This window comes from Pantoea sp. BJ2 (assembly GCF_040255075.1).
In the GTDB taxonomy this organism is placed as follows: Bacteria; Pseudomonadota; Gammaproteobacteria; order Enterobacterales; family Enterobacteriaceae; genus Pantoea; species Pantoea leporis.
Genome location: NZ_CP158292.1, coordinates 3,520,262 through 3,547,146, shown reverse-complemented (window position 1 = coordinate 3,547,146; position 26,885 = coordinate 3,520,262). Strand labels below are relative to the sequence as shown.

General features: G+C 57.4%; 21 protein-coding genes. 13 read left to right on the top strand and 8 right to left on the bottom strand.

Features of this window, described 5'->3' with window-relative positions; genetic code table 11:
- Nucleotides 1–17 precede the first annotated feature (17 nt).
- The 5 genes from AAF463_RS16270 to AAF463_RS16250 are packed head-to-tail and all read right to left on the bottom strand — an operon-like array spanning nt 18 to nt 5,240.
- Nucleotides 18–983: a spore coat U domain-containing protein gene (locus AAF463_RS16270; RefSeq protein WP_192236297.1), complete on the bottom strand. Its 966-nt coding sequence runs from the start codon at nt 981–983 to the stop codon at nt 18–20.
- Complete coding sequence (locus AAF463_RS16265) at nt 980–3,415, bottom strand: fimbria/pilus outer membrane usher protein (RefSeq protein WP_350261112.1); 2,436 nt, start codon at nt 3,413–3,415, stop codon at nt 980–982. The genes AAF463_RS16270 and AAF463_RS16265 overlap by 4 nt, the downstream gene beginning before the upstream one ends.
- Nucleotides 3,415–4,113, bottom strand: a complete 699-nt coding sequence (locus AAF463_RS16260; RefSeq protein WP_210421269.1) for a molecular chaperone — start codon at nt 4,111–4,113, stop codon at nt 3,415–3,417. The genes AAF463_RS16265 and AAF463_RS16260 overlap by 1 nt, the downstream gene beginning before the upstream one ends.
- Nucleotides 4,114–4,137: 24 nt before the next feature.
- Nucleotides 4,138–4,644, bottom strand: a complete 507-nt coding sequence (locus AAF463_RS16255; protein WP_240632893.1) for a spore coat U domain-containing protein — start codon at nt 4,642–4,644, stop codon at nt 4,138–4,140.
- Between the two features lie 26 nt (nt 4,645–4,670).
- Entirely contained in the window at nt 4,671–5,240 is a 570-nt protein-coding gene (locus tag AAF463_RS16250; protein WP_101761803.1) for a spore coat protein U domain-containing protein, read from the bottom strand.
- 548 nt (nt 5,241–5,788) lie between these two features.
- Here AAF463_RS16250 and AAF463_RS16245 point away from each other — a divergent pair.
- The 3 genes from AAF463_RS16245 (at nt 5,789) to AAF463_RS16235 (ending at nt 11,634) form a co-directional block, all read left to right on the top strand.
- The gene (locus tag AAF463_RS16245; protein ID WP_192236303.1) at nt 5,789–7,891 is read left to right on the top strand and encodes a bifunctional diguanylate cyclase/phosphodiesterase; all 2,103 of its coding nucleotides are present in this window, start codon (nt 5,789–5,791) and stop codon (nt 7,889–7,891) included.
- Between the two features lie 158 nt (nt 7,892–8,049).
- Nucleotides 8,050–10,140: a bifunctional diguanylate cyclase/phosphodiesterase gene (locus tag AAF463_RS16240; protein WP_192412112.1), complete on the top strand. Its 2,091-nt coding sequence runs from the start codon at nt 8,050–8,052 to the stop codon at nt 10,138–10,140.
- Nucleotides 10,141–10,221: 81 nt separating this feature from the next.
- Complete coding sequence (locus tag AAF463_RS16235; RefSeq protein WP_350262009.1) at nt 10,222–11,634, top strand: PLP-dependent aminotransferase family protein; 1,413 nt, start codon at nt 10,222–10,224, stop codon at nt 11,632–11,634.
- On the opposite strand, the gene AAF463_RS16230 is transcribed toward AAF463_RS16235, so the two are convergent.
- Together AAF463_RS16230 and AAF463_RS16225 are read right to left on the bottom strand one after the other, a co-directional pair.
- Nucleotides 11,631–12,113 (bottom strand): YlaC family protein, encoded by a 483-nt coding sequence (locus AAF463_RS16230; RefSeq protein ID WP_217549692.1) that lies wholly within the window; start codon nt 12,111–12,113, stop codon nt 11,631–11,633. The two genes, AAF463_RS16235 and AAF463_RS16230, sit on opposite strands and share 4 nt — an antisense overlap.
- Before the next feature lie 224 nt (nt 12,114–12,337).
- Nucleotides 12,338–14,050 (bottom strand): FHIPEP family type III secretion protein, encoded by a 1,713-nt coding sequence (locus AAF463_RS16225; protein WP_350262008.1) that lies wholly within the window; start codon nt 14,048–14,050, stop codon nt 12,338–12,340.
- Between AAF463_RS16225 and AAF463_RS16220 the strand changes: the two genes are divergently transcribed.
- The 6 genes from AAF463_RS16220 (at nt 14,028) to AAF463_RS16195 (ending at nt 19,826) form a co-directional block, all read left to right on the top strand.
- Nucleotides 14,028–14,939, top strand: coding sequence for a flagellar motor protein MotB (locus tag AAF463_RS16220; RefSeq protein WP_233501758.1), 912 nt, complete (start codon nt 14,028–14,030; stop codon nt 14,937–14,939). The two genes, AAF463_RS16225 and AAF463_RS16220, sit on opposite strands and share 23 nt — an antisense overlap.
- Nucleotides 14,940–15,218: 279 nt before the next feature.
- Nucleotides 15,219–15,833: a cupin domain-containing protein gene (locus tag AAF463_RS16215; RefSeq protein WP_110867284.1), complete on the top strand. Its 615-nt coding sequence runs from the start codon at nt 15,219–15,221 to the stop codon at nt 15,831–15,833.
- Between the two features lie 111 nt (nt 15,834–15,944).
- Nucleotides 15,945–17,384 carry a circularly permuted type 2 ATP-grasp protein gene (locus AAF463_RS16210; protein WP_101761811.1) on the top strand — a complete coding sequence of 480 codons (1,440 nt, stop codon included), beginning with the start codon at nt 15,945–15,947 and terminating at the stop codon, nt 17,382–17,384.
- On the top strand, nt 17,378–18,307 hold the full coding sequence (locus AAF463_RS16205) for an alpha-E domain-containing protein (RefSeq protein WP_101761812.1): 930 nt from the start codon (nt 17,378–17,380) through the stop codon (nt 18,305–18,307). Before AAF463_RS16210 ends, AAF463_RS16205 begins: the two co-directional genes overlap by 7 nt.
- Nucleotides 18,304–19,104 (top strand): transglutaminase family protein, encoded by an 801-nt coding sequence (locus tag AAF463_RS16200; RefSeq protein ID WP_101761813.1) that lies wholly within the window; start codon nt 18,304–18,306, stop codon nt 19,102–19,104. The genes AAF463_RS16205 and AAF463_RS16200 overlap by 4 nt, the downstream gene beginning before the upstream one ends.
- 17 nt (nt 19,105–19,121) lie before the next feature.
- Nucleotides 19,122–19,826, top strand: a complete 705-nt coding sequence (locus tag AAF463_RS16195; protein WP_101761814.1) for a proteasome-type protease — start codon at nt 19,122–19,124, stop codon at nt 19,824–19,826.
- Nucleotides 19,827–19,861: 35 nt separating this feature from the next.
- Here the strand turns inward: AAF463_RS16195 and AAF463_RS16190 are convergent, their stop codons facing one another.
- Nucleotides 19,862–20,482 (bottom strand): response regulator transcription factor, encoded by a 621-nt coding sequence (locus AAF463_RS16190; RefSeq protein WP_101761815.1) that lies wholly within the window; start codon nt 20,480–20,482, stop codon nt 19,862–19,864.
- 275 nt (nt 20,483–20,757) lie between these two features.
- On the opposite strand from AAF463_RS16190, the gene AAF463_RS16185 reads away from it, so the two are divergent.
- From AAF463_RS16185 to AAF463_RS16170, 4 genes are all read left to right on the top strand, one after another.
- Nucleotides 20,758–22,458, top strand: coding sequence for a lysophospholipid acyltransferase family protein (locus tag AAF463_RS16185; RefSeq protein WP_350262007.1), 1,701 nt, complete (start codon nt 20,758–20,760; stop codon nt 22,456–22,458).
- A gap of 566 nt (nt 22,459–23,024) precedes the next feature.
- Nucleotides 23,025–24,092, top strand: coding sequence for an ABC transporter ATP-binding protein (locus AAF463_RS16180; RefSeq protein ID WP_192412107.1), 1,068 nt, complete (start codon nt 23,025–23,027; stop codon nt 24,090–24,092).
- A 49-nt stretch (nt 24,093–24,141) separates the two neighbouring features.
- Nucleotides 24,142–25,107 carry an ABC transporter substrate-binding protein gene (locus tag AAF463_RS16175; RefSeq protein ID WP_350262006.1) on the top strand — a complete coding sequence of 322 codons (966 nt, stop codon included), beginning with the start codon at nt 24,142–24,144 and terminating at the stop codon, nt 25,105–25,107.
- A gap of 2 nt (nt 25,108–25,109) precedes the next feature.
- Nucleotides 25,110–26,846 carry an iron ABC transporter permease gene (locus tag AAF463_RS16170; RefSeq protein WP_350261111.1) on the top strand — a complete coding sequence of 579 codons (1,737 nt, stop codon included), beginning with the start codon at nt 25,110–25,112 and terminating at the stop codon, nt 26,844–26,846.
- Nucleotides 26,847–26,885: the final 39 nt, after the last annotated feature.

Below are 26,885 nucleotides of genomic sequence, written 5' to 3'. Positions count from 1 at the left end.
GGACTGCGCGCACCCCGCTAAAACGACACATCCACCACCACGCTATCGGTATAATTCCCCGCCGCGGGCGTATTCTGCGTGGTCAAAATCTGCGCCGTATAGGTAAAGTTGCGCGTCACGGTATCCGCATTCAACGATGTCGAGGTGGTGCTGCTCCAGCGATCGGTGCCGGTCGGTCCCCAGCGCGATGTGGTGGTGGTGCCTTTGTAGATGTCATACGCCAGCCGGTTAGTTCCGCTCGCCATCTGCCGCGTGGTGCCGCTGTAGTAACTGCCGTTGCTCAAGCCCACGGTATAAGTGCTGCCCTTCGAACACACCACGTTAATCGTCTGCTGCACCGTTGAGAAACTGCCCACCAAAGGCGCGCTGCCAAAACTGACGTTGGGCGCAGTGATGGTGGTGCAATCGTTGGTCACCACCAGATTCACGGTAATCGGCATCGCCGTACCGGTGCTGGACTGCACCGTTCCCACACACAATCCTGCCACGTTCAACCCGGCGCACACCGTATAACTGACGGTCAACGTAATAGTGGTGGTGTAAGTTCCTGCGGCGATCACCTGTCCGGGAATGGTACGGAAATAGAGCGGAATATTGAAGTTAAGGGTGTTTCCCAACGCCAGCAGCGAGGCTGAACTCCAGCGATAGCTGCCGCCCTGCTGTAATTCGGTGGCGCAGGCGCTGTCGATACACAGCTGAATCGGAATGTTATCGGTGCCGCCGCTGGCGGTTTTCAACACGGCGCGCGTGCCACTGAGGTTTGAGGCGGTGGTAAAAGCGTAGGTAATGTTATCGGAGCCCAGCAGCGAAAGTGTACCCGAACCGCAGTTGACGTTAGTGGTGCTTGAGGTGTTATTCACCGTTGAAGCGACGGAAAACGTGGTAACCGATCCGAACGTGGCGGCGGGGGCCGATAAGCTACACAACGCATAGCTGGTGCCCGGCAGTAAAAACAGCGCCAGCAGGAGCAGAAGCTTTCTCATGGTGAAATCCCTGACGGTGAATTATCCGCGCTGCTCACCGCAGAGCCTTGCGGCGGCGGTGGCAGCGGGCAGGTAAGCGGTCCGTAAGTTTCCAGCGCTTTTGGCTGCCCGTCGGCGATAGCCAGTTGCGTATCGCAGCTGCGTCCATCCGGCGTCACCACATGAATCGGGTTATTAGCACCGAGATCTTCCATCCACACAATGCCGTCCCAGCCGACATATTCGGTGGCCTGATTCGGACGTAACACCTGGCTGGAAATCGGCAGCGGCTGATGATTGCTGTCATGCAATACCACGCTGGCGGCGCGCAGACGCTCCACCGGGAAGTTGAGCAGATAGCCACTCTTACGCTTCACCGCAAAGCGCTGTTCAACTTTCGGCGCGGTGCGATCGGCGGGCAGATCCAGCGTATCGATATCGTACTTCGCACCGTAATAGCTGCTGATCGATGGCACCAGCAGATAGCCTTGTTTATCGGTGCGGCCCATGGTCTGGTTCTCATAACGCACCGTGACATCCGGATAATCGGTTTTCACCACCACAAAGGCATCGTTAATGTCGTTGGCAGCGAACACGCGGTTATCCATCAATACCACCGAGCCGGTAAAATCGGCCCATTGCGTGGTGTTGTCGTTATCGCCGTAGAAACCGGCTGAGGTATCAATTTTGTTATTGCGATAACGCAGGCTGCCCTGGCGATAATCGCCGCTGTCGCTGGCCTGATTAGCCCAGGCCGCATCCCAGGAGAAGCCACCGTCGGTGGGCATCGCGCGCGACACATACAGACGCTGGCTGTTATTGCCCTCCTGATCGCGTTCCGTACTTACCGAGGCGTTGCTCTGTTCGCCGAAAGGGATGATTAGCGAAATGGCGCCGCTCCAGTTGCCCTGATCCTGATCGCGGCTGGCGGAGATATACAGGCTGCTGTTGCCCCACAGATTTTTACTCCACGACAGATTTAATAAACGGGTGCGGTCACCGTTGCCGCCGGAGATATCAAAATAAGCCAGGCCAAGGCTGCCGTAGTCACTTAGCGACACGCTAGCGGTGTATTGCGCGCTGCGTCGTGCCAGCGAGTAACTGGTGTTCGCGCTGTCACCACGGCTGCCGACCAACGCGAGATTCCCGAAATCGACGCTGCGAATGATGTGCTGGGTTCCCAGGCTGAACCAACTATTGTTGTACTGATAGCCCCAGCTGTATTGCGTGCCGGGATTACCGTCCATCTGGCTCTGCGCCAGCGCGCCATTCACCACGCCAAAACTGCCCAGTTTCACCAAGCCACCCGCACCGCCCATCGCCACGCTGTCGCTGCCTTCCGCATGGCTCTCCAGCGTCAGCCAGTCGTTCAGCCCGTAGCGATAGGAGCCGCTGGCCGCCGCCGCACCGTAATCAAAATTGTTGATGCCGTAGTTTTCGCGAATGGCACCGGCGGAGAATGAATAATCGGATAACCCGGTTTTCAGCAAGCTGCTGGAGACGTAAAACGGCAGCGTGGTGGTGACTTGTCGGCCCACCGCATCGGTGGTGGTGATCACTGCATCGCCGGCGCCGTTAACGAAAGGGACATTGGTGAGCGACCACGGGCCCGGTTGCACGTCGGCCTGTGTGCTGCGATAGCCGTTGATAAACAGATCGACCGAAGAGGGCACCGCCGCCTGGCCGGAAAAGGCGGGCAGCGGATAGGTCACCAGATCCGGCCGTACGCTGAAGTCGCGGCCAATCTGCACGCCACCCAGCCGCACGCTGTTGCTCCAGCTCAGCGCATCAGTAACCAAATCCCCGGCGCGCCAACTGATCGCTGCGTTCTCGTTTTCATTACTGAACCACGTATCGTAGCGAATATAGCCTTCCTGCTGACCGGCAACGCCACCTTCCAGTTGCTGCACGTAAACGCCGTTGGTAGAAAACTGACCAGCCGGGCCAAACAAGCGCAGTTCGTCCCAGCTGGAGAGGCGCGAACCGGCGTTATCGGTACGGGTGGCGTAAAAGTCATAGTTGAGCAGCGCGCCATTGCTGGCGAGACCGGGAAAGCGCGGTGCATGCTGTAACTGGCCAATGGTTTGACCCGGCAGCCAGGCAGGTGGCACCGTCAATAACAGGCGCTGGCGTCGTTCGTCATACTCCACTTTCGCTCCGCTGAGTTGATTGACATCGATCTGCTGGCCTTGCAGTTTCTCGGCCGGAATACCGGCGCGTTGCAAATCGCCGCGTCGCAACCAGAAATCACCATTCTTACGTTCAACCGGCACGATGTCGCCACGTTCGCCCTGATTCACCACCAGTTCCAGCATGTATTGCTGACCGCTGGCGTTATTCTCCAGCGCAGGCGGCGGTGGCAGTTCGGAGAAGGTCTCCGCGCTGCTACTCATCGGACTGATACAAAGCACGCTGGCGACGGCCAGCGCGCAGGGATGCGGCGTAAACTTCATCAACGCGCGGCCGCGCTGCTCCAGTGACCTTTATTCATTTCGGCCGACAGCTCACCGCTCACGCTGCGGGTTAACGGCCAGCGATGGCTGCTGTTGGCCAGCACATAGCCAAACAAGCCGTTGCCCATTTTGCGTCCGCCAATGGTGACGTTACTTAAGCGCGCGTGGCCATTACCGCGATTAGTCAGCTCCAGCCAGCGTTTGCCGCCGCTGTTCACTTCCTGCCAGCTCAGCTGCGGTTTTGCCGTGTCGCGCGTCACGCCGCTGCCGTAGATGAACAGCGGCACCGAATAGCGCATCTGGAAAGTGAGTCCGGCCTGATTCTCGCCTGGCGTGCGCGGCGTAGGGATCTCATCCAGCACCACGCGAAAGGCCACTTCACGTCCGGCTTCAGGTGGCGTTTGCTTAATTAAACGCACCAGCTGCTTCTGCCCTGGCTCGAGGCGCACCATCGGCGGGCTCGCCACCACTTGCTGCTGGGTTTGATACTGCTCCTGGCCGTTAACCTGCTGCCAGCTGAAGATGCGCACCTGCATCATGGTGGTGGCATTGCCGCGATTCTCCAGCCACAGCTCGCTGGCTTTATCTTCCGGATCAATCGCCGGATCGATCGGCCACACCATCAGCGAATTGGCGGCATGCACCGCAGGTGTTAGGGCCAAAGATAACAACAGGATCAGGGCGCGCAGGTTCATCATCATTCCTCCTTTTAAGTGACGCCATCACCAACTCAGCGTGACGGTTAAAGTGTCGGTATAGGTCCCGGCGCGCGTGGGGCCGGGCAGCGTTAATAAGCCGTAAATCGGCAACGTGATGTTGTTGGCATTGCTGTAGCTCAGCGCCATCGGGCTATTCACCGGAATAGCCGTGGTGTGTGCCGCATTGGTATACAGGCTGTACGCCACGGTATTGGTGTTACTGGTGTGTTTGAGATTGCGCGTGGAGGTGTAATGACTGCCGCCGTTGATGCTCATACTCACGGCGGTGCCTGGCGTGCAGGCGAGCGTGATGGTGGTGCTTTGCACATAGCTGGCGCTGACGCTGCTTGCGGCCACGCCAGATTGGGTACCAAAATTAAGCGTGCCAAATACCCCGGTATTGGTTCCGGAGACAACACAGCCTGCCACTACTGATGCTGAAACCTGAAACGTTGCGGTCGGCAACCCCCAGGCGGAGACGCTCCCTATCAGCAGGGCAAGGCCGCCTGCACTGTGCACCCACCGCTGCACCACGGCCTCCCTGATTATCCTTTCCCTCAGTAATTCACCGCCACGTTGATGGTGTCGGTGTAGGTCCCTGCCGGAATCAAGGGGTTAAACCCGCCGCCCACAACCTGACCGTAAATGGCGTAGTTGGTCCCGAGTGTAGGATCGGTGGTACCACTGGCAGCGATATTGGTGTTGTTGGCGATGGCGGTAGTGAATGCGGCGTCGCTATACAGCGTATAGGCAATGCCTTGCGTATTGTTGGAGCCGAGGATCAGGTAGCGTGGCTGGCCACTCACCGTACCGTAAACGGTCGCCGGTGCAGCGTTGCTGCTGGTGACCTGCACGTTGAAAGTTTGTCCGGTGGTGCAGCGAACAAAGATGCCGTTACCTGCTGCGCCAACCAGGGTGGCATTGAGTGTATCAAAAGTGGCTGCGCTGCTACCAAAGTTCAGGGTACCGAAGTTCACTCCCGCCGTGGCCGATTGACCGTTCACCAAACAACCGGTGGTCAGCGTCAACGTCGCATTGATGGTTCCCGTTGTGGTGGCGGCAAAAACAGCATGAGGTGCCAGTGCGGCGCTTAGGCTAGACGCCACAAGAAAAAGCTTGAGTTTCATAATCATTCCTTACTGATTATCCAAGGTCAGTGCTTTTTCACCTGGTCATACATTTATGGAAATACATCCGAAATCAAACAAGAACCGCAATGGACTCGACAGCGTAAGCGCCTGCCGCCTAAGAAAATTCCTGGATGGCGGATTAAAGATTTATATTAGTTTTCTTTACTATAGATCAGCAAATTGGCCCCTGTATGCAGATGGTTCAATTTTTCCCTAATCAATTCACACTTTTCGCCGATAACTCAGTAATCACAAGGGGTAGCGAGCGGTTAAAAAAACCAAATAGACGATGATTTCACCCTCTACCGCGCGCTTCGGTTCAATGTTATGTTCGTGCATTAATCAGATATTATTAATTTTTTGCTTAACGACTGACGATGAAAATAAAAAAAATCCGCACGACAACTCCAGATTTTTCTGGACCAGTTCTGTATTGAACTGCGCCGCAGAGGGACATTAATCGCCCTTGATCGGCGCTTTATCATTCTTGTTTTGTTTTGACGACACCGCACCCGCTCCGCAGCGGGTGGAGTTTAGGAGCGCACATGCTGCTGGTTACCTGGGATAGCGTTCTGGTTACCGTTTCACTGATCGTGGCCTTCATTGCCGCGTTCACCGCCTTAGATACCGCCGGGCGTGTGGCCGTTTCACGCGGTTATCTGGCAACACTGTGGTTGATCGGCGGGGGCACCGCGATGGGCATCGGCGTGTGGGCAATGCACTTTATTGGCATGCTGGCGATGATGATGCCAATGACCATGCGCTACAACGTCGAGCTGACCGCCATCTCATTGCTGGTGGCGATTATCAGCGCCATCTTCGCCTTTGCGCAGGGCGTGCAGGGCAGTCATCTCACCCGACGCCGCTTAATTCGCGGTACCCTTATCATGGGAAGCGGCATCATTGTCATGCACTACCTCGGCATGAACGCGCTGATGATTGCCACCCCGATTTACTGGAATCTGCCGCTGGTGGCGCTCTCGGTGCTGATTGCCTACGCAGCATCAGGTGCGGCGTTATGGCTGGCCTTTCATCTGCGGCAGGGCGAAAGCCTGCTGCTGCTGCGCGCCTGTGCAGCACTGGTGATGGGCATTGCGATTGCCGGCATGCATTACACCGGCATGGCGGCAGCAGAATTCGTTATGCCGGTGAGCATGCAACATCACGGCGCCAGCGAAGAGGGAATGGCGGTGTGGGTCACGATTATCACGCTGAGCATTCTGGGGCTGATGTTGCTGATATCGATGCTGGATGCGCAACTGCGTGCCGCGCGTCTCGCTGCCAAACTCAAGCGCGCCAACAGCGAGCTACGTCAGCTGGCGATGCATGACAACCTCACCGCGCTACCAAATCGCGTGATGCTGGAGCAGCAACTCACCACGGCGATCAAGCAGGCGACGCTGCAGGATGAAAACTTCGCGCTGATGTTCATGGATCTCGATGGTTTCAAAGCCATTAACGACACATGGGGCCATCACGTTGGCGACCGCTTGCTGATCGCGGTAGCCGATCGTTTGCGCGATGAACTGAGTGAGGAGATTCTTTTGGCGCGTCTGGGCGGCGATGAATTCGTCATACTGTGCCCGCAATTTCATCTGCATCAGGCCACCAAACTGGCGCAGCGTTTGGTTCAAATCATTGATGCGCCTTTCGAACTCGATCGCTATTCGCTGCGCGTCTCGCTCAGCGTCGGTATCGTTATCTTCCCGCTGCATGGTCGCAGCCAGCAGGAGCTGATGTTCAACGCCGACTCCGCCATGTATCACACCAAACACAGCGGGCGTAACGGCTGGTGCCTGTTTGAACCGGCGATGAGCGCGGTGGCGCAGCATCAGTTGGCGCTGGCTAACGATCTGTGGAACGCGCTGGAGTATCAGGAGATGCGCCTGTTCTATCAGCCAAAATTCCGCGCGGGTGGCACCGTATTGATGGGCTTCGAGGCGCTGCTGCGCTGGCAGCATCCGCGTCGCGGCCTGCTGATGCCCGATATGTTCCTGGCGCGCGCCGAGAAAACCGGGCAAATTGTCGCGCTGGGTAACTGGGTGATCAATGAAGCCTGCCGCCAGCTGAAGCAGTGGCACGATGAAGGTAACGGCGACTGGACGGTATCGGTCAATCTCTCGGCTCTGCAGTTCCAGCAGCGTGATTTGATTGAGAGCGTGCGCCAGGCATTGCAGCGCCATCAAATCCCTGACGGGGCGTTGATGCTGGAAATTACCGAGAACATTGCGATGCGCGATCCGCAGTTCAGCCAGCAGCGCATTGCCGAACTGCATCGTCTTGGGGTGAAAGTGGCGATTGATAACTTCGGCATCGGCTACGCCAACTTGCTGCACTTGAAACACCTCGAAGCCAGCGAGTTGAAAATCGACCGCGCCTTTATCAACAGTTTGCGCGCCGGCAGCGAAGACGCCACGGTAGTCACTGCGATGTTGACGCTGGCACAAACGCTTAACCTGCGCATGGTGGCGGAAGGGGTCGAAACCGAGGAGCAGCAGCGTTTGCTCACCGGGTTAGGCTTCGACACGCTGCAAGGTTATCTGCTCGGCAAGCCCACGCCAGCCGATCGCATCGGTGAATTTACCGCTGCGCTTGCGGCGCCGCTGGCCTTTAGCGATAACGTGGTGCCGCTGGCGGGCGCGCAATAAACAATTTTTAGTTTCTTCCCCATTGGAAGGTTTCATCGTTCAAAAACTCATATCGGCAGTTACGCTGCCGATAATTCCTACAATAAAACCAATAGACCGCACTTTTTTAACAACAACACCACAGCTGACTTACACCGGCTTTTACTTGGGAAATCACTATGTTAGTGACTTCGTACGATTCGTTTACCGTCATCGTCTCGATTCTGGTAGCGATGCTGGCCTCGTTTACTGCGCTTGATATGGCAGGGCGCGTGGCTTCCTCAACTGGCAAGGTGGCGCTGGTTTGGTTATTCGGCGGTGGATTCGCTATGGGCGTGGGCATCTGGGCGATGCACTTCATTGGCATGCTGTCGATGAGCCTCGATATGGTCATGAGCTATGATCCTACGCTCACCGTCACCTCCATGGTGGTGGCGGTATTAGCCTCGGTTTTTGCGCTGTGGCTGGTGTGCTCAACGCCCACTTTGCCGTGGCTGCGACTGTGTGGAGGCGCTGTGGTGCTGGGTTCCGGCGTTGTAGCAATGCACTACACCGGCATGGCGGCGCTGATGTTTACGCCCGGCATCACCTGGAATTGGGGTTGGGTGGCGGCATCGGTGGCGATTGCGCTGGTGGCCTCAGGCGCCGCGCTCTGGCTGGCGTTTAACCTGCGCGAAGGTCACGGCCGCGTCACCGCGCTGCGTTTAGGCGCATCGGTGGTGATGGGCTGTGCGATTGCCGGCATGCACTACACCGGCATGGCGGCGGCCAATTTCCCGATGCACAGCCATGCAACGCACATGGGCGTAAACAGCAACTGGCTGGCGGTGGTGGTGACGGTGGTGACGCTAGCGATCCTCGGCATTACTTTGCTGGTCTCAATGCTCGATGCACGTCTGCAAGCGCGCACCTCGATCCTCGCCCACTCGCTGGCGGAAGCCAACCGTGAGCTGGCACAGCTGGCGCTACACGATAACCTGACGCGTCTGCCCAACCGTATTTTATTGGAAGATCGTCTGGAGCAAGCCCTCAATAAAGCCAACCGTGAGAAAACGCAGTTTGCGCTGATGTTTATGGATCTGGATGGATTCAAAGCGGTAAATGACGCTTTTGGCCATCACGTGGGCGACAACCTGCTGATTGGCGTGACCGAGCGCATGACCGAACAGATGAAAGGGCACTACACGCTGGCGCGCATGGGCGGCGACGAGTTTGTGCTGCTGCTGGAAATTGATGAACCCAATGATGCCGCAGCGGTTGCTGATACGCTGGTGAAAGCGGTGGATCGCCCATTCGATATCTCGCGCTATGAGCTGGTGGTGTCGCTGAGTATTGGAATTGCGGTTTACCCCGGTGACGGCAAAGATGATCGCGAGCTGATGTTCAACGCCGATGCCGCCATGTATCACACCAAGAACAACGGCCGCAACGGTTACACCTTCTTCCAGCCGTCAATGAACACGCTGGCGCAGTCGCAATTGCAGCTGAACAACGATCTGTGGCAAGCGCTGGATAACGAAGAGTTACGCCTGTTCTATCAGCCCAAATACTGCGCGCCGAGCGGCCCGATCCTTGGCTTTGAAGCGCTGCTGCGCTGGCAGCATCCTTCACGCGGTCTGCTGGCGCCGGACGCCTTTCTGCCGATGGCGGAAAAGACCGGCATGATCATTAACATCGGCAACTGGGTGATCAACGAAGCCTGTCGCCAGCTACGTGCCTGGCATCTGCAGGGTCATCCGCACTGGTCGGTGGCGGTCAATTTGTCGGCTGTACAATTTGAGCAGAGCAATCTGGTGGAAACCGTTACCGAGGCGCTGACGCAGCACCAGATTCCGGCTGAACTTTTGACGCTGGAAGTGACCGAAACCACGGCGATGCGCGATCCGGAAGAGAGCGTGCGTATCCTCACCGAACTCACCAACATGGGCGTAAAAGCCTCGATTGATGATTTCGGCACCGGCTATTCCAGCTTGTTGTATCTCAAGCGGTTACCGGCCAGCGAGCTGAAAATCGATCGCGCTTTTGTTAATGAACTGCAGGCGCATTCGGAAGATGCCACCATCGTCTCCGCCATTGTCGCGCTGGCGCAGTCGTTGCATCTGAAAGTGGTCGCCGAAGGGGTAGAAACCCAGGATCAACAGGCGTTCCTCACCGGTTTAGGCTGCGATACGTTGCAGGGCTATTTGCTGGGTAAACCGGTGCCGCCGGAACGCATTGGCGAGCTGCCGAATTTTTATCAAGAAGAGTTAGCGCTGGAGCAGGTGCCTTAACGCCTTCATTCCCTCTCCCGCTTGCGGGAGAGGGTTAGGGTGAGGGAAACTAGCCGCCAAATCCTCTACATCGGAGTTCGGGTGGCGAAATATCAGCAGTTGGTCGAGCAGCTTCGCACGCAAATCGAGGCGCGCATCTGGCCGCCGGGCGAAAAACTGCCGTCGCTACGTCAGCAGGCGGAGCAGAGCGGGTTGAGCCTGATGACGGTGATGCACGCCTATGAAGTGCTGGAGAGTCAGGGCTGGATCGTCTCAAAGCCGCAATCCGGCTATTACGTGGCGCCGCGCGCCGCCGAAAGCCGTCCGCGACTGCCCACGCAAGAGATCGGCAAAACCGATCAGGCGGATACCAACAGCTTCGTGTTCGACGTGCTGCAAGCCACGCGCAATCCCGCCATCATGCCGTTTGGCTCAGCCTTTCCCGATCCCGAACTCTTCCCGCAGCGCCAGCTGATGCGCTCGCTGGTAAAAGTCTCACACAACTTAAAGCCCACCGATGCGCTCAACAACCTGCCGCCAGGCAATGAAGCGCTGCGCAAAATTCTCGCCCAGCGCTACGCACAGCAGGGCATCACGCTGTCGCCGGATGACATCGTCATCACCAATGGCGCAATGGAAGCGCTCAACCTCAGCCTGCAAGCCGTCACCGAACCCGGTGATTGGGTGATCCTCGAAAACCCGTCGTTTTATGGTGCGCTCCAGGCGATTGAACGCCTGAAGCTGAACGCGATTGCCATCGCCAGCGATGTCGAACACGGCATGGATCTGGATGAGCTGGAGCAGGCCTTGCAGCGCTGGCCGGTGAAAGCCTGCTGGCTGATGACCAACCGGCAAAATCCGCTCGGCTTCACCCTGAGCGCCGAGCGCAAGCAGCAGTTGGTGGAACTGCTGGCGCGCTACAACGTGGCGATGATTGAAGACGATGTGTATGGCGATCTGTATGAAGGCCATGACAAACCGCTGCCGGCTAAAGCTTTTGATCTTGATGGCAACGTGCTGCACTGCGGAAGTTTCTCGAAGAATCTAGTGGCGGGATTTCGTGTCGGTTGGGTGGCTGCCGGACGTCATGCGCAGCGCGTGCAGCGTATTCAGTTGATGAGCACGCTCTCGACCAGCGCGCCGATGCAGCTGGCCCTGGCCGATTTCCTCAGCACGCGCAGCTACGATACGCATTTAAAGAAGCTAAGGCAGACGCTGGCTAAACGTAAGCAGCTGGCGCAACAGGCGCTGCGCCGGGTATTACCTGCTGAGGCCAGCATCAGCGATACGCCGGGCGGTTATTTTCTCTGGGTTGCGCTGCCGGCGCAGATCAATACTACTGAGCTGTATCATTTGGCCTTGCAGCAGGGCATCAGCATCGCGCCCGGCCAGCTGTTTTCCAGCAGCGAAGGCTTCAGCCACTGTTTCCGCTTCAACACCGCCTGGCCGTGGGATGCACGCGCCGAGGCGGCGGTAGAGACGTTGGGAAAACTGATTGGCACGCTAAACGGTTAAACCTGGGCCGCCTGCTGGTGGCCCCAGGTGAGATAGTAAACGTCGTAGAAATCCACTTCACCTTTCTGCTTCATCAGGCGATCAATGCCGCTGCGTACGCGCTCCGGCGTCTGGGGGTTATCGAGGATCTTATCCAGTGCTTGTTGAGAAACCGGCTGCACGTAATACCATTCGCCGTTATAACAAACGCGCAAATCCAGCGTGTCGATATCTTCGAAGCGATATTTCGGGTTGATATCCATCAGCATCAGCACGCTCATCACCACCACAAACACCGTGGCAAACCAGAACGCTGGCCAGCCGAGCATGTCGGTTGAAAAGATCAGCGCCACGCACAGCGCGTAGCACAGATACATAATGGCCCAGAGCCCCGGATGGGTTTTGAGGAAGGAAAAGCTAAAGCGCGGCAAATTATCACGCTGTCCTTCGCGGTTCAGCGTGGCGATTTCGTCGAGCAGGATTTGTTTGATCGCGTCCATTGTTCACCTCTAATTATCACTGCCTGCCAGTAAAGCACATAACAGTGAAGCGAATTAGAGACAGATTCGCTGTGTTTTTTTATAACAGTTGCGAGGGGCCGGTGTTTCCCTCACCCTAACCCTCTCCCGCAAGCGGGCGAGGGAACCGATTGAGCCCGTTCTAACTACCCTTTCTACTTGTGGGAAAGGGCCGGGGTGAGGGCATCAAGCCGCAGAGTAATAAATCAAGAAACCTGACCCACAATCTGCAAATTCGCATCATCGGGCACTTCGTTGTACGACAGCACATTCAATCCATTGGCAAACAGACGGGCGTAGCGCGCAATCAGCGGGCGCAATTGCGGCGTTACCAGCAGCACCTGCGTCAGGTTCTGCGCTTTCAACTGCTCCACCATCACCGGCAGCGTGCTCTGCAGCTGCGTCAGGATATTCGGATCAACCGGGAAGCTATCCAGCGCCACTTTGCCGGCTTGTTGTGCCTGATTCAGCGCCGCCAGCAGCAGATTCTCCAGGCTGTTTTCCAGCGTATAAGCCGACAGCGGTTTGTTGTCCGGCGCAATCGCCGCCACCATGGCGCGACGCAGGGCATAGCGCACATCGGAAGTCAGCAGGATCGGATCTTTGGTGATCGCCGCGCTCTCCAGCAACGTCGTCGCGATGGTGGTGATGTCTTTCAGCGACACCTGATCGTTCAGCAGCAGACGATACACTTTCAGCTGCAAGCTGAAGTTCACCGCCGCATTCACATCTTCCGACAGCTTAGGCGCCACATTCGCCAGACGCTGATGCAGCTGAGTGATGTCATCGTAGTTAAACAGCTCCGGCAGATTCTCGCGCACCACTTTATTCACATGGGTGGCCACCACGCTGGCGCAATCCACCACCTGATAACCCAGGTTCAGCGCTTTGGCTTTCTGCTCGGGCAGAATCCACGTCACCGCCATGCCGTAGGCCGGATCGGTATCCAACACGCCATCGATTTCGCCGTACTGTTCCGGCGTCGGGATCGCCATCAGACGATCGGCATGCACTTCGCCGACGGCGGTGCGCACGCCATTGATCTTGATCGCGTACTGCGCCGGCTTGAGGTGGAAATCCTCGCGCAGCGCAATTTCCGGCAGCAGCACGCCGCTGGTTTCCGACACCACTTGCCGCACGCCACGCATACGCAGCGTCAGCGGCGCACCTTTGCCTTTATCCACCAGCGTCACCAGCTTGTAGCCGAGATTCAGCCCGATCGGCTCAACCATCGGGATAGTGTCCCAACCGATGGCGGGCTGATCGTCCGGCTGCGTCAGCGCCTGGTTGATCGCTTCCATAGCGTGATGATCTTGCGTCGGCGCTTTGATTTTCTGGCTTTGACGCCACGCAGCGAACAGCAGCAGGCCGGTAAAGATTAGGAACACCAGATGCGGCATGCCCGGCACCACCGCCAGCACAAACATCACGGCCGCAGCGGTATACAGCGTACCTGGCTTAGCCAGCAGCTGAGACTTGATGTCATCGCCCATGTCCGCACCATCGCTGATGCGCGTCACGATAATCGCCGCTGCCGTTGAGAGCAGCAGTGAAGGAATTTGTCCGACTAAGCCATCACCGATGGTCAGCAGGACATATTGTTCAAACGCTTGTCCTGCCGGTAAACCGTATTTGAATACGCCAATCAAAATACCGCCAACCACGTTAATCAGCAGGATCATGATGCCGGCGATGGCGTCGCCGCGTACGAATTTGGACGCGCCATCCATTGCACCGTAGAAGTCGGCTTCGTTTGCCACATCCTGGCGACGCGTGCGCGCCTGTTCCTGATTGATTAACCCGGCATTGAGATCGGCATCGATCGCCATCTGTTTGCCTGGCAACGCATCAAGCGTAAAGCGCGCCGAGACTTCAGATATACGTTCGGCACCTTTGGTGACCACCACAAAGTTGATCATCAAACGCGGCGGCAAAAAGGCACACCATGCGCATCATGGCGGCGCGTGGAAAGTGGCCTTTGCGGACTTCACGTTGGCGATGATGGCGCTGTTTATGGTGCTGTGGATCATGGGCGCGGTGAGTGAAGAGGAGCGTAAAGAGATCGTCGCGCAATTGAACGGCACGTCGGTTTTTGATGGCACCAATTTCAATCCTTTTGACGTTGAGAACTCCGGCGGATCGGCGATTATCGGCGAAACCATGGCAATTTCCCCGCCGACGCAACCAGCGACTGTCAGCCCAGATAAGGCTGACATCAGTTTGAACGCCGGCAGCAAGCCACAGGAAGATTTAGACAGCGTGCTGTCACGCTCGGATGCGGAGTTGGTGCTACTACACAACCAGCTGCAACGGATGATCAACAGCTATAACGCGCAAAATTACCTGATGCTGGAAACCTTGCCACAAGGGCTGCGCATCCTGATTCAGGACGATCAGGATCGCATGATGTTCCCACGCGGTAGCGCGGTACTAACGCCATTCTTCCAGAAACTGCTTACCGAGCTCGGCCCGGTGTTTAACCGCATCGACAACAAAATCATGATCAGCGGCCACACCGATGCCGCGCAGTACAGCGGCAACGCCGCCTACAACAACTGGAATCTGTCTGGCGATCGTGCGCTGGCGGCACGCCGCGCGCTGGAGCGTGGCGGGCTGGAGAGTGCGCGCGTATTGCAGGTTAATGCCATGGCGTCACGCATGCCGCGCGATCATGACGATCCCATGAGTGCGCGTAATCGCCGCATTGAAATTCTGGTGTTAACCGATGCCGCTGCAGAAACCCTGTTCCAGTTTTATGGCCGCGAAGGGGAGAATGTTGTGAAACCTATCGCTGAGCGCCTGCGATAACCTGTCAGTGCCTTTGAATCGCTTTTTTTGATTCGGCCGGTGGCGAAATCCACCGGTTTTTTTTGCATTAAATTCATGCCGCTTTGCGGCCTGGTGCGCATAAATGCGCGCCAGTTAGGGCGACCCTTATTCACCCGCACGAGATGTTAATTATGTTGCTAATAAATTTGGCTTTAGTTAGCTAAATCATTCTTTTTTGTGAATTTTGTTGGTGGGCGCACATTGCAATGCCACTTTGGTAAGCCACACTTAAGCATCGTGATTAACCGGAGAAAGAGTATGACTGCCAACCACTCCAGCCTGCTGTTACTGATGTCTTTCGCCGCCGGCACCTTTTCCGCTGGATCCTCCAGCAATCCGCAACATCTGATGTTATCGCTGCCGTCGGGCGGCGTGCCCAACAGCCCGCTGCCGCTGATCATCTGGCCCGGCATTGTGCCGTATGACGATGAAAATCCGACGGAAGACAGCGCCGCCTGGTTTGAAAAAACCTTTACCCGCAACGGCTGGCCCGCCGCATGGCGTGCGCCGATCTTTCCTTATACGCATTACCATCCGAACACCCATGAAGTGCTGGGTGTTGCGGCTGGCTGGGCGGAAGTGCTGTTCGGCGGCGACAGCGGTCGCATGGTGACGCTGCGTGAAGGCGATGCGGTACTGATCCCGGCGGGCGTCGGCCACAAACAGGTGTTTGCCTCAGAGGATTTTTTCACCGTTGGCGCCTATCCTGAAGGCATGTCCCCGGAAACCGTGCGTGATGAGCCGTCGCGTTTACGTACGTCGAAGGAGAAGATCCAGCAGGTGCCGCTGCCATCCCGCGATCCTTTTACGGGTGGCGAAGGCGCGATGACGGAGATCTGGCTGCCAATCGCGCAGCAGCTAATGCACCAGTAAAGTGCAAAACAGCCATTTCCGTTGACGCGGCGCGTGTGCCTTATTGGGGCAAGCCTCTGGCACAGTTTGTGCAGGAGAGAGTGAGGTCCTCTGACAAGCGCCGGGTAAATCATGAAAGAAAGCTACCAGATAGCATCACAATTCTATGATGAGATGTGGCTGAGCGATGGCCAACACCGCGCTCACTACCAGCAATACTGGGAATGGTTACAACAGGCGGACAAAGAGGCAGTGGCGCGCAAACGTGAAGAAGCGGAACTGCTGTTTCATCGCGTCGGCATCACCTTCAACGTCTACGGTGATGACGGCGGCGCGGAACGTTTAATTCCTTTCGACAGCGTGCCGCGCATCATACCTGCCAGCGAGTGGGCGATGCTCGATCGCGGCATTCGCCAACGGGTACAAGCCCTTAACGCCTTCCTGCACGACATCTACCATCAGCAACTGATCCTCAAAGCCGGCATCGTGCCCGCTGAACAGGTGCTGGTGAACGATCAATATCAGCCTTGTATGCAAGGCGTCGATCTGCATCGCCACATCTACGCGCACATTGTTGGGGTAGACATGGTGCGCAATAACGACGGCGAATATTACGTTCTCGAGGACAATCTGCGCACGCCGTCTGGCGTCTCCTATATGCTGGAGAACCGCAAGATGATGATGCGCCTCTATCCGGAACTGTTCGCCGGGCAGCACATCGCGCCGGTAGAGCGTTATCCTTCGCATCTGCTGCAAACCCTGCGCGAAAGCTCGCCGGTCAACGATCCGGTGGTGGTGGTGCTGACGCCGGGCCGCTTTAACAGCGCCTACTTCGAGCACAGCTTCCTCGCGCAGCAGATGGGCGTTGAGCTGGTGGAGAGCGCCGATCTGTTCGTCAAAGATGGCGCGGTGATGATGCGTACCACCGCCGGGCCGTGCAAAGTCGATGTGATCTATCGTCGCGTTGATGATGCCTTCCTCGATCCGCTGGCGTTCCGCCCGGATTCGATGCTCGGCGTGCCGGGCTTGTTGTCGGTGTATCGATCCGGCAACGTGGTGCTGGCGAACGCGATCGGCACCGGCGTCGCCGATGACAAATCGATCTATCCCTACGTCCCGGACATGATCCGTTTCTATCTTGATGAGGATCCGATCCTCAATAACGTACCCACCTGGCAATGCCGCAAACCGCAGGATCTCACCTACGTGCTGGCCAACCTGGCGAAAATGGTGGTGAAAGAGGTGCACGGCGCAGGCGGTTACGGCATGTTGATTGGCCCGGTGGCGAGCCAGCAGGAGCTGAGTGATTTCCGTGATCGCCTCAAAGCGCGCCCGGAAAACTACATCGCGCAGGACACGCTATCGCTCTCCACGTGTCCAACCTTTATCGATAACGGCCTCGCGCCGCGCCACATTGATCTGCGCCCGTTTGCGCTGTGCGGCGCGGATATTCGTCTGGTGCCCGGCGGCTTAACCCGCGTGGCGCTGAACGAAGGTTCGCTGGTGGTGAACTCGTCGCAGGGCGGTGGCACCAAGGACACGTGGGTTCTGGAGGATGACGCATCATGCTAAGCCGCACGGCCAGTGGCCTCTATTGGATGGCGCGCTATCTTGAGCGCGCAGAACAACTTGCTCGCGTGTTAGACGTGACCAACCGTTTGTCGTTAATGCCGGTGCGCGGTGACCAGGGCGACGATCTGCTGCTGCCGCTTAATCTCACCGGCACGCGTGAACTGTTTGAAACCCTCAACGGCCGCTTCACCATGCCGCAGCTGTTCAACTTTTTCGCCCTCGACGATCGCAATCCGTGCAGCATTTTCAGCTGCTGGCAGGAGGCGTGGAACAACGCGCATGCGGTGCGCGGCAGTTTGTCGTCGGAAGTGTGGGAGAGCATCAACTCGACGTGGATTGAGATGCGCAATACGCGGCGGCGCGGTATTACCAGCGCCAACGCCGATAGCTTTTTCGATTGGGTAAAAGAGCGCTCGCACCTGTTTCGTGGCGCGATGTTCGGCACCTTGCTGCGCGGTGATGCCATGAGTTTTATCCGCATCGGCACGCTAATGGAGCGCAGCGACGGCACCGCGCGTTTGCTGAGCGTCAATCAGCAACTGCTGGAACAACAGTCCGATTCGGTGCGCGAATATTATCGCCTCGACACCTTGCTGCGCGCGGTGTCGGCGCGTGAAGCCTACAACGCCATCTTTAAGCAGCAGCTGTTGCCGGATCTGGTGAATGAGATGCTGATCCTGCGCAGTGAAAGTCCGCGATCGCTGCACTCCTGTATTGATGAGATCGCTACCCAGCTCGAGCAGATCGGCAGCAGCGGCGAAGATCGTCCGCGTTATCTGATCACCGTGCTGCTGGCGGAAATCAGGTTTAGTACCTGGGAAAGCCTGACCCAGGAAGGGTTAACGCACTGGCTCAATGCATTCCTGACGCGCCTGAACGCGCTGGCAGACAGCATCAATCACACCTATCTGGAGGCGAAATGAGACTGAACATCGAGCACAAAACCCGTTACGCCTACGAGCAGCAGGTGACACTCAGCACCCAGTATCTGCGTTTGACGCCGCAAAATTCGGTGCATCAGCAAATTATCTCGTGGGATTTGGAGCTGCCCTGCGCAGCCACCTGCACGCAGGATGCTTACGGCAACGTGATGCATGTGCTAACGCTGGATACGCCGCATCAGCAACTCGATATCGCCGCGCGCGGTGTGGTGGAGATCCTTGATGCCGGCGAGTGGGCACCCGATCCGGAGTGCGCGTTGTCGCCGCTGGTGTTTCTGCGCGCCACGCCGCTGACGCTGCCCAATCCCGAGATCCGCGAGTTTGCCCAGCGCTACTGGCGGCCGGAAAAGCCGCTCGCCAGCCTGGAAAAGTTGATGGATGAATTGCTGCTGAAGATGCCGTATCGTCCCGGCAGCACCCAGGTAACTGATACCGCCGCGAAAGTATTTGCCGCAGGCAGCGGCGTTTGCCAGGATCACAGCCACGTGTTTCTCGCCTGCTGTCGCACTCTGGGGATTCCGGCGCGCTATGTAAGCGGCTATCTCTATACTGAAAACGTTGAGCACGTCGCCACTCACGCCTGGGTTGAAGCCTGGCTGGATGGCAGTTGGCACAGCTTTGATATCACCAATAATACCCGCAGCACACGCCAGCATTTACGTCTGGCGGTTGGTGTGGATTATCTCGATGCCTGTCCGGTGCGCGGTATGCGGCTGGGCGGCGGCGGTGAAGATATGCTGGCGGTGGCTGCGGTGCTTCAGGTGCATGCGCAGCAGTAATCAGAACAGGCGTAACTATGACTTATTGTGTGGCAATGCGTTTATCGTCAGGGATGATTTTTGTCTCTGATTCGCGGACCAATGCGGGCGTCGATCATATTTCCTCGTTCCGTAAACTGCATGTGTTTCAGGTCGATGATGAACGCACGCTGGTGCTGCAAAGCGCTGGCAATCTCGCTACCACGCAGAGCGTGCTGAGCCTGCTGCGACGTCATAACGGCGATAACGATCAACCCAATTTGCTGAATGGACGATCGCTGTATGACATTGCGTTGATGGTAGGTGAAACGCTGCGCGAGGTGATCAAGCGCGATGGCGAGGAGTTTGGCGGCACGCTGCTGCTGGGGGGACAGATTCGTGGCGAGGAGCCGCGTCTGTTCCAGATCTATCCGCAGGGCAATTTCATCGAAGCCAGCGTTGATACGCCTTATTTCCAGATTGGTGAGAGCAAGTACGGCAAACCGATTATTGATCGCGTGCTGCGCTATGAAACGCCGCTCAGTCAGGCGATGCAGTGTGCGTTAATTTCAATGGATTCAACGTTAGCGAGTAATATTTCGGTGGGATTACCGCTGGATGTGATGGTCTATCGCACCGACAGTTTCAGCGATAGCGAGCAATATCACATCACCGAACAGCATCCCTATTTTTCACAAATTCGTCAGCTGTGGAGCAAAGGATTGTTGAGCGTGTTTTCGCAGCTGCCACCGTTAAAACTCTAATTGAGTGGGGTCGCCATTTATGGCGACCCGATCTTTCACACCAACTCATTCAATTTTGCTGTCATATTAATGCCACTAATCCCTTTTAAACCTAATTTACGCAGGATTTTTATTTTATAGGTACTCACCGTTTTACTACTGAGTTGTAATTGTGAGGCGATCTCTTTATTTGTCATTCCCGACGCCAGTTTCACCAATACCATCAGTTCCCGGCGCGTCAGGCTCATCAATTTTTCACTCTCAATTAACTCGTTTACCTCGGCCGCTTCCTCCGTTACCGGATAAAAACGCTTACCACATTCCACCTCTTTTATTGCGGTAAGGAGAGTGTCTAAATTGCCGCGTTTACACACATAGCCTTCCACGCCTAATTGCAAGCAACATCGTTGATAAAAAAGGCTTTCTGAAGCGGTATAAACAATGATTTTGAGGTCTGGCAACGCGCGCTTGATGTCCGTAATCAACGGAATGCCAGCGCGTCCAGGCATGGTGAGATCGAGCAGTAAAACGTCCGGACGTGTCCTATGCAGCTCGGTTATTAACAGATCGCTTTTATTAGCAGTGCCAGCAATGGCGTAGTGATATGACTGCAGTAATGCCTGAATGCCCGTACAGATTAACGGATGGTCATCAACAATAAATACCGAATGAATCATATGTGTAGCCCAGAGGAAAAAATAAAAAATAAACGCAAAGTTAAAACACCCTTTAACAAACAATTTAACTGGTGTGACCAGATTAATTCACGCTGCTTAACAATAAGCTTTAAGTCATGTCTTGAATTTGGGGTTTTAAGGTCAGTTTTTGTTTTTTATGCGCAAGAACAATGCAAGTGGCTGCTTTTTAGGCTCTCACGACGCTGCAGTCATAAATCTGAAAACAAGCCGTTTTAACGTCGAAGCGATAAACCGCTGCGTGTAAAAGGTGAATGATGTTTTCCGTTGATCAGCTTCTCGATACCTACTGGCCAGGTCATCAACCGGCAAACTGGCAGAAAAGCGCCCTGAAATGGGCCGTTCGCGAACATGAATTCCAGGCGTTTGCCGCCCGCTATCGTCATCTGAAAGGCGTGGATATGGTGGAGCAGGTACTGGAGCATCTTGATGTGCGCTGTGAACTGAGCGAGCGCGATTTGGAGCAGATTCCCACGCGTGGCCCGGTGGTGATAGTTGCCAACCATCCGCTCGGTGCACTGGATGGTTTAGCATTGCTGGCGGCGGTTTCGCAGGTGCGACGCGATGTGAAAATTGTTGCCAACCGCATGTTGATGATGCTGGAGCCGATCAACAACATGATGTTGCCGGTGGATAACATGGGCAACCGTACCAGCCGCGAACAGCTAACGCGCATGCAGCAGCATCTCGATAATCAGGGCGTGCTGATTATCTTCCCGGCGGGTGAAGTGTCGCGCCTTTCCAGCCGAGGCGTGCGCGATCGTCACTGGCATCACAGCTTCTTACGCCTCGCGGCCCGCGCTCGCGCGCCCATCGTGCCGGTGCACGTGGTGGGGCGCAACAGCCTGGCATTTTACGCCGCCGCAAAAATTGCCTCGCCGCTCGCGTTACTGATGCTGGTACGCGAAATGTTTCGTCAGCGCGGTTCGCGCATTAAGTTGCACATCGGCGAACAGATCCCGTTTGCCAACTGGCATGATGGCCACACGCCGGGCAAAGAGCTGGCGAAGCGGCTGCGCAAACATCTGTATCGCATTGGTCAGGGACGACGCGGCTTGTTTCAGACCGAAGCGGCGATTGCGCGGCCGGAAGATCGCGCCGAACTGAAAAAAGCGCTGATGGAGAGCGAGCGACTCGGCACGCTGCCGGATGGCAAGCAGATCTACCTGTGGCGACGCAACGGTGCCAGCTGGGTGCCGCTGCTGCGTGAGCTCGGGCGCTTACGGGAAGTGGCATTCCGCGCGGTGGGTGAGGGCAGCGGGCGGCGTCGCGACCTCGACAAATACGATGACGATTACTATCACCTGATTCTGTGGGACGACGATGCGCTGGAGATCGTCGGTGCCTATCGCTTTATTCCGGGCGCCGAGCAGCTGGAGCGTCGTGGGCTGGAAGGCATCTACAGCGACAGCCTGTTCCACTATGACGAGCGCATGTTGCCGATCATCAATCAGGGGCTGGAGCTGGGCCGCAGTTTTATTCAGCCTGCCTATTGGGGCAAACGCGGCCTCGATTATCTGTGGATGGGCATTGGTGCCTACATCGCTAAATATCCCGAAACCCGCTACTTATTTGGTCCGGTCTCGATCTCGGGCGGCATGCCGCTGGCGGCGCGCGATCTGCTGGTGGCGTTCTATCGTCTCTATTTCCCTACCGAACTGCCGCTGGCGACTTCACGCCGCCCTTATCCAGCCTCGTTACCGGAAGTGCTGGCGCAGTTCAGCGGCGATAATTACAGCGAAGATTTACGCCGGTTGAAACATCTGCTGGCGAATCTCGGCACCGCCATTCCCACGCTCTACAAGCAATATTCCGAGGTGTGCGAGCCGGGTGGCGTGCAGTTTATCGATTTCGGCAGCGATCCCGATTTCAATAACTGTATTGATGGCTTAGTGCTGGTGGATCTCACGCGGGTGAAGCCCGCGCGTTATGAGCGTTATATCGGCATGCATCTGTGAATCGCGTCATGCCGCTTAGTTAAGCACGGAGCGGCTTTCGTTCGCCTTGAACCTGGGCAGTTGCAGCACTTCGGTGCGGCGACCGAGCAGAGGACGCCTGGCCGCGCCCTCTGCACTCCCGGGCCTTGCGCCAGCCCAACCCGCCGCTTCGCGGTGCCTTCACTCATTCACGATTCCTGACGGACCGGCGGCGATTCGCTCCTGCTCAGCGCCGCCTCTCGCCGCATCCCTGCGGCTCGCCCTGGAATCTCTCATTCGTTCAGCGGGTTAGGATGTTGCCCCAACACCCGCGCTGCAGCAGTGGTGCGTATCCTTAACTCAAAATCGCTATCCATCCGCTGGGATTGCCATTCATGGCAACCAGATGCGCATAAATGCAGACTCTCGAAAAACCAAGCCAGGCATTCTGAGACGGCTGGATGCTTAGCGGGCGATACCCCTGCGATGTCAGCGCGCTGATTATCAGACAAGCATTACGCCATTTAGGGCGACCAGCTGCAATGTCATGGAATCGTCATCACAGTGTCGTAGGGTCTTAGCCGGACGGTTAGCGAAAGGCCAGAAACATGGCATCAATCACACTGCGCGGGCTGCGCAAATCCTTTGCGGCGCAGCCGGTATTACAAGACATCTCGCTGCAGATTGCGCAGGGGGAATTTATCGCCGTATTAGGCCCGTCGGGCTGTGGCAAAACCACCTTGCTGCGCCTGCTGGCCGGTTTTGAAACCGCCGATGCCGGAGAGATCCACGTGGGCGAACGCTGCTTCGCTGCGCCGGGCGTGCATCTGCCGCCGGAAGATCGTCAGCTTGGCGTGGTGTTCCAGAGCTACGCACTATGGCCGCATATGACGGTGGCGGAAAATGTTTCCTACAGTCTGAAAGTGAACGGCGTCGCGCGTGCCGAGCGCGAGCGCCGCACGCAGCAGGCGCTGGAGCTGGTGGGATTGGAAGCGTTCGCCGCCCGTCGTCCCGCCGATCTCTCCGGCGGTCAGCGTCAGCGCGTGGCGCTGGCGCGCTGTTTAGTGGCGCAACCGACCTTAGTTCTGCTCGATGAGCCGCTCGCCAACCTCGATGTCCACCTGCGCGCCACCATGGAAGAGGAGTTCCGCCGCTTCCATCATCACAGTCACGCCACCTTGCTCTACATTACCCACGATCAGCATGAAGCGATGGCGCTGGCCGATCGCATCGTGGTGATGGATGCCGGCCGTGTGATGCAGTTCGCCACGCCGCAAACGCTGTGGCGCGAACCGGCGAACGCCATGGTCGCGCGCTTTATTGACGACGGCAAAGTGCTGCCGATCAGCGATATCGAACCGCTCGGCGAGGGCCGCGCTTATGCCACGCTGTGCGGTATGCGCGTGTCGTTACGCTGCGCGCCGCATCAGCGTCCGCAGCCGCAGGCGCAAGCCAGTTTTCACGCAGTCGATTTCCACTTAGCCGCGCCGGGCGAACCACAGTTTGCCGCGCGCGTGCAGCGGGTGATCTACCGCGGCGGCCACTATCAGCTCAACGTGACGCCGCTGGCCGCGCCCGAATGCAGCATCACGCTGCTGCTGGCCGATCAGCCTTTACCCGTTGTCGACGCCACCGTGGGTGTGGCGCTGCGTGACGGCTGGATTCTTCCTTCTTAATCTTCTAAACCTTCAGGGAAATGCTATGCGTACGACGTTAAACGTGTTGATGTTAGCCAGTGGATTCGTAATCTCTGCCGCCAGCTTTGCCGACGAGGCGCCAGCAGGGAAATTGGTGGTTTATACCTCGCAGGCACCCGAAATTGCCCAGCAAACCATGGATGCGTTTAAAGCCGCCTATCCCAATGTGCAGGTCGAGTGGACGCGCAACGGCACCACGCAGTTAATGAACGTGCTGCGCACCGAAATGATGAGCGGCGAAGCCAAGCCGGATGTGCTGCTGATTGCCGACGCCATCAACCTCGGCGCGCTGAAAAACGAAAACCATCTCTACAGCTACAGCGATGCGCCGCTTAGCCACATCAATCCATCGTTTTACGACAAAGACAAAACCTTCTTCGGCACCAAAATCATCGCCACGGTAATTGCCTACAACACCCAGCATGCGCAGCCGATTGATAGCTGGAACGCGCTGGCGGTGGAAGCCAACAAAGGGCAGATTGCGGTACCAAGCCCGCTTTACTCCGGCGCGGCGCTCTACAAGCTGCACACCGATATCAACACGCCATCGATTGGCTGGAGCTTCTACAAAAAGTTGGCGGCCATCGGCATCGCGCCGCAGGGCGGCAACGGCCCGGCGCTGAAGGCGGTCGCCAGCGGGCTGGATAAGTACGGCATCATCACCGACGCCGACGTGATTCTGGCGAAGAAAAAGGGTTCGCCGGTGGATCTGGTCTATCCCAAAGAGGGGGTGTCATATGTCACCGAACCGGTTGCCATCATGAAAACCGCGCACAACCTGCCGGCCGCCAAAGCCTTCGTTAACTTTATGCTTTCCGAGCCAGGCCAGAAGCTGGTGGTCGAGCAGGGCAACCGTCCGGTGGATGATCGCGTCTCAGCACCGGAAGGTTTCACGCCGATCAATAAAATCAAGCTGCTGTCGCCGGACGTGGCGAAAGCGATCAAAGAAGATGCGGCAGTGCGCGATCGGTTCACCGCGCTGTTTGGTGGCTAAGCATGAGCGTGTTGAGCAACGAATGGCGCAATGTGACGCGCAAAGCGCCGCGCGTTAACAGCGAACGGCTGATTCTGGCGCTGCTGGTGTTGCTGATTGGTTTGCTGTCGGTGGCGCCGCTGATGCGGCTGGTGTGGACCGCCATTGCGCCCAGCGGCGTGCCGGATATCGCACGCTTAACGCGCCTGCTGGCGAGCGATCGCGTGTTGATCGCCAGCGCCAATACGTTGCTCATCGCGCTCAGTTCTACTTTGATTTCCGTGGTGCTCGGCACCGCCGCTGCGTGGCTGGTGGCGCTTAGCGATCTGCGCGCCAAAACCGCGTGGGTGTTTGCGTTTATCCTGCCGCTGATGATTCCGCCGCAGGTGACGGCGCTGGCCTGGCTGCAGGCGCTGGCTCCGAGCAGTCCGCTGGCGCTGCTGTTCGCCACGCTGGAGTTGCCGTGGTTTGCGCCCGGCGAGCAGCCGCTCTACTCCTTAACCGGCATTGTGCTGCTGCTCGGCACGCACAATGCGCCGTTGGTGTTCCTCACCGTGCGCGCCGGTTTGCGCCGCTTGCCCGCCGATTTGGTGGAAGCGGCGCAGGCCAGCGGTGCGTCACGCGCGCGCATCCTGTTCACCATTGTGCTGCCGCTGGCGCGCCCGGCGATTTTTGCCGGTGCCGCGCTGACCTTCGTTGCGGCGGCGGGCAACTTCGGTATTCAGGCGATGCTGGGGATTCCGGCGCGCGTGCCAACGCTGATCACGCTGGTATATCAGCAGTTGAACGGCATTGGTGCGAGCGCGCTGCCAAACACCGCGGTGTATGCGTTATTGATTGCGGTAATTACGCTGGCGGGCATGGCGGCCAGCGCCTGGTTGGGCGGACGCCATGATGTGCGCGTCAACGGTGCACCGCGCCTGTGGCAGCAATCGCTGGGGCGCGGGCGTATGGCGGTTGAGGGCGTCGCCTGGCTGTGGATGGCGCTGACCTTGCTGTTGCCGCTCAGCGCGCTGTTGATCACCGCGCTCACCAGCGGTTTTGGCCAGGCGCTGAGCTGGCAAACGCTGACGCTGGAGAACTTCTGCGCCGCGTTGTGGGGTTATCCGGCGGTGCGACAGGCGTTTCTCACCAGCCTCGGATTGACCACGCTGGCGGCGCTGATTTTAACGGTTTGCGCGCTGTTTCTCGCCTATTTCCTCAGCTGGCGGCGAACCAAATTAGTGCGCGGTTTGTGGCTGGCGAGTGAACTGACTTACGCGCTGCCGGGCATTGTCACCGGCGTAGCGGCGATGCTGTTCTTCCTGCGTCCGCTGCCGATCGTCAATGTCTCGCTGTATGGCACTGTGTGGATCATCCTTGCCGCCTATCTGGCGAACTTCCTCGCGCTGGTGCTGCGCCCAACGCTGGCCGGATTCGCCCAGTTGGAACCGGCATTAGATGAAGCGGCACGTTTGTGCGGCGCCGGTTTTCTGCGCCGCATGCGCGACATCTTATTGCCACTGGCGGCACCTTCGGCGCTGGCGGGCAGCGTGCTGGTGTTTCTCACCGCGCTGAATGAAATCCAGGTTTCGGTGCTGCTGGTCACCTCGCAAACGCAAACCATCGGACCGACCATCGTATTCCTTGATGAAGGCGGATCCGCGTCGCTGGCGGCGGCGGTGGGCTGCCTGATGATTGTGGTGGTTTGCTTATTAATGGCGGTTGCCACACGCCTGACGCGACGCTTGCCGCACGGCATTTTACCGTGGCAAGCGTAACGCCAGCCTGCCGTCAACGTATGATGATTTGTGAAGTAT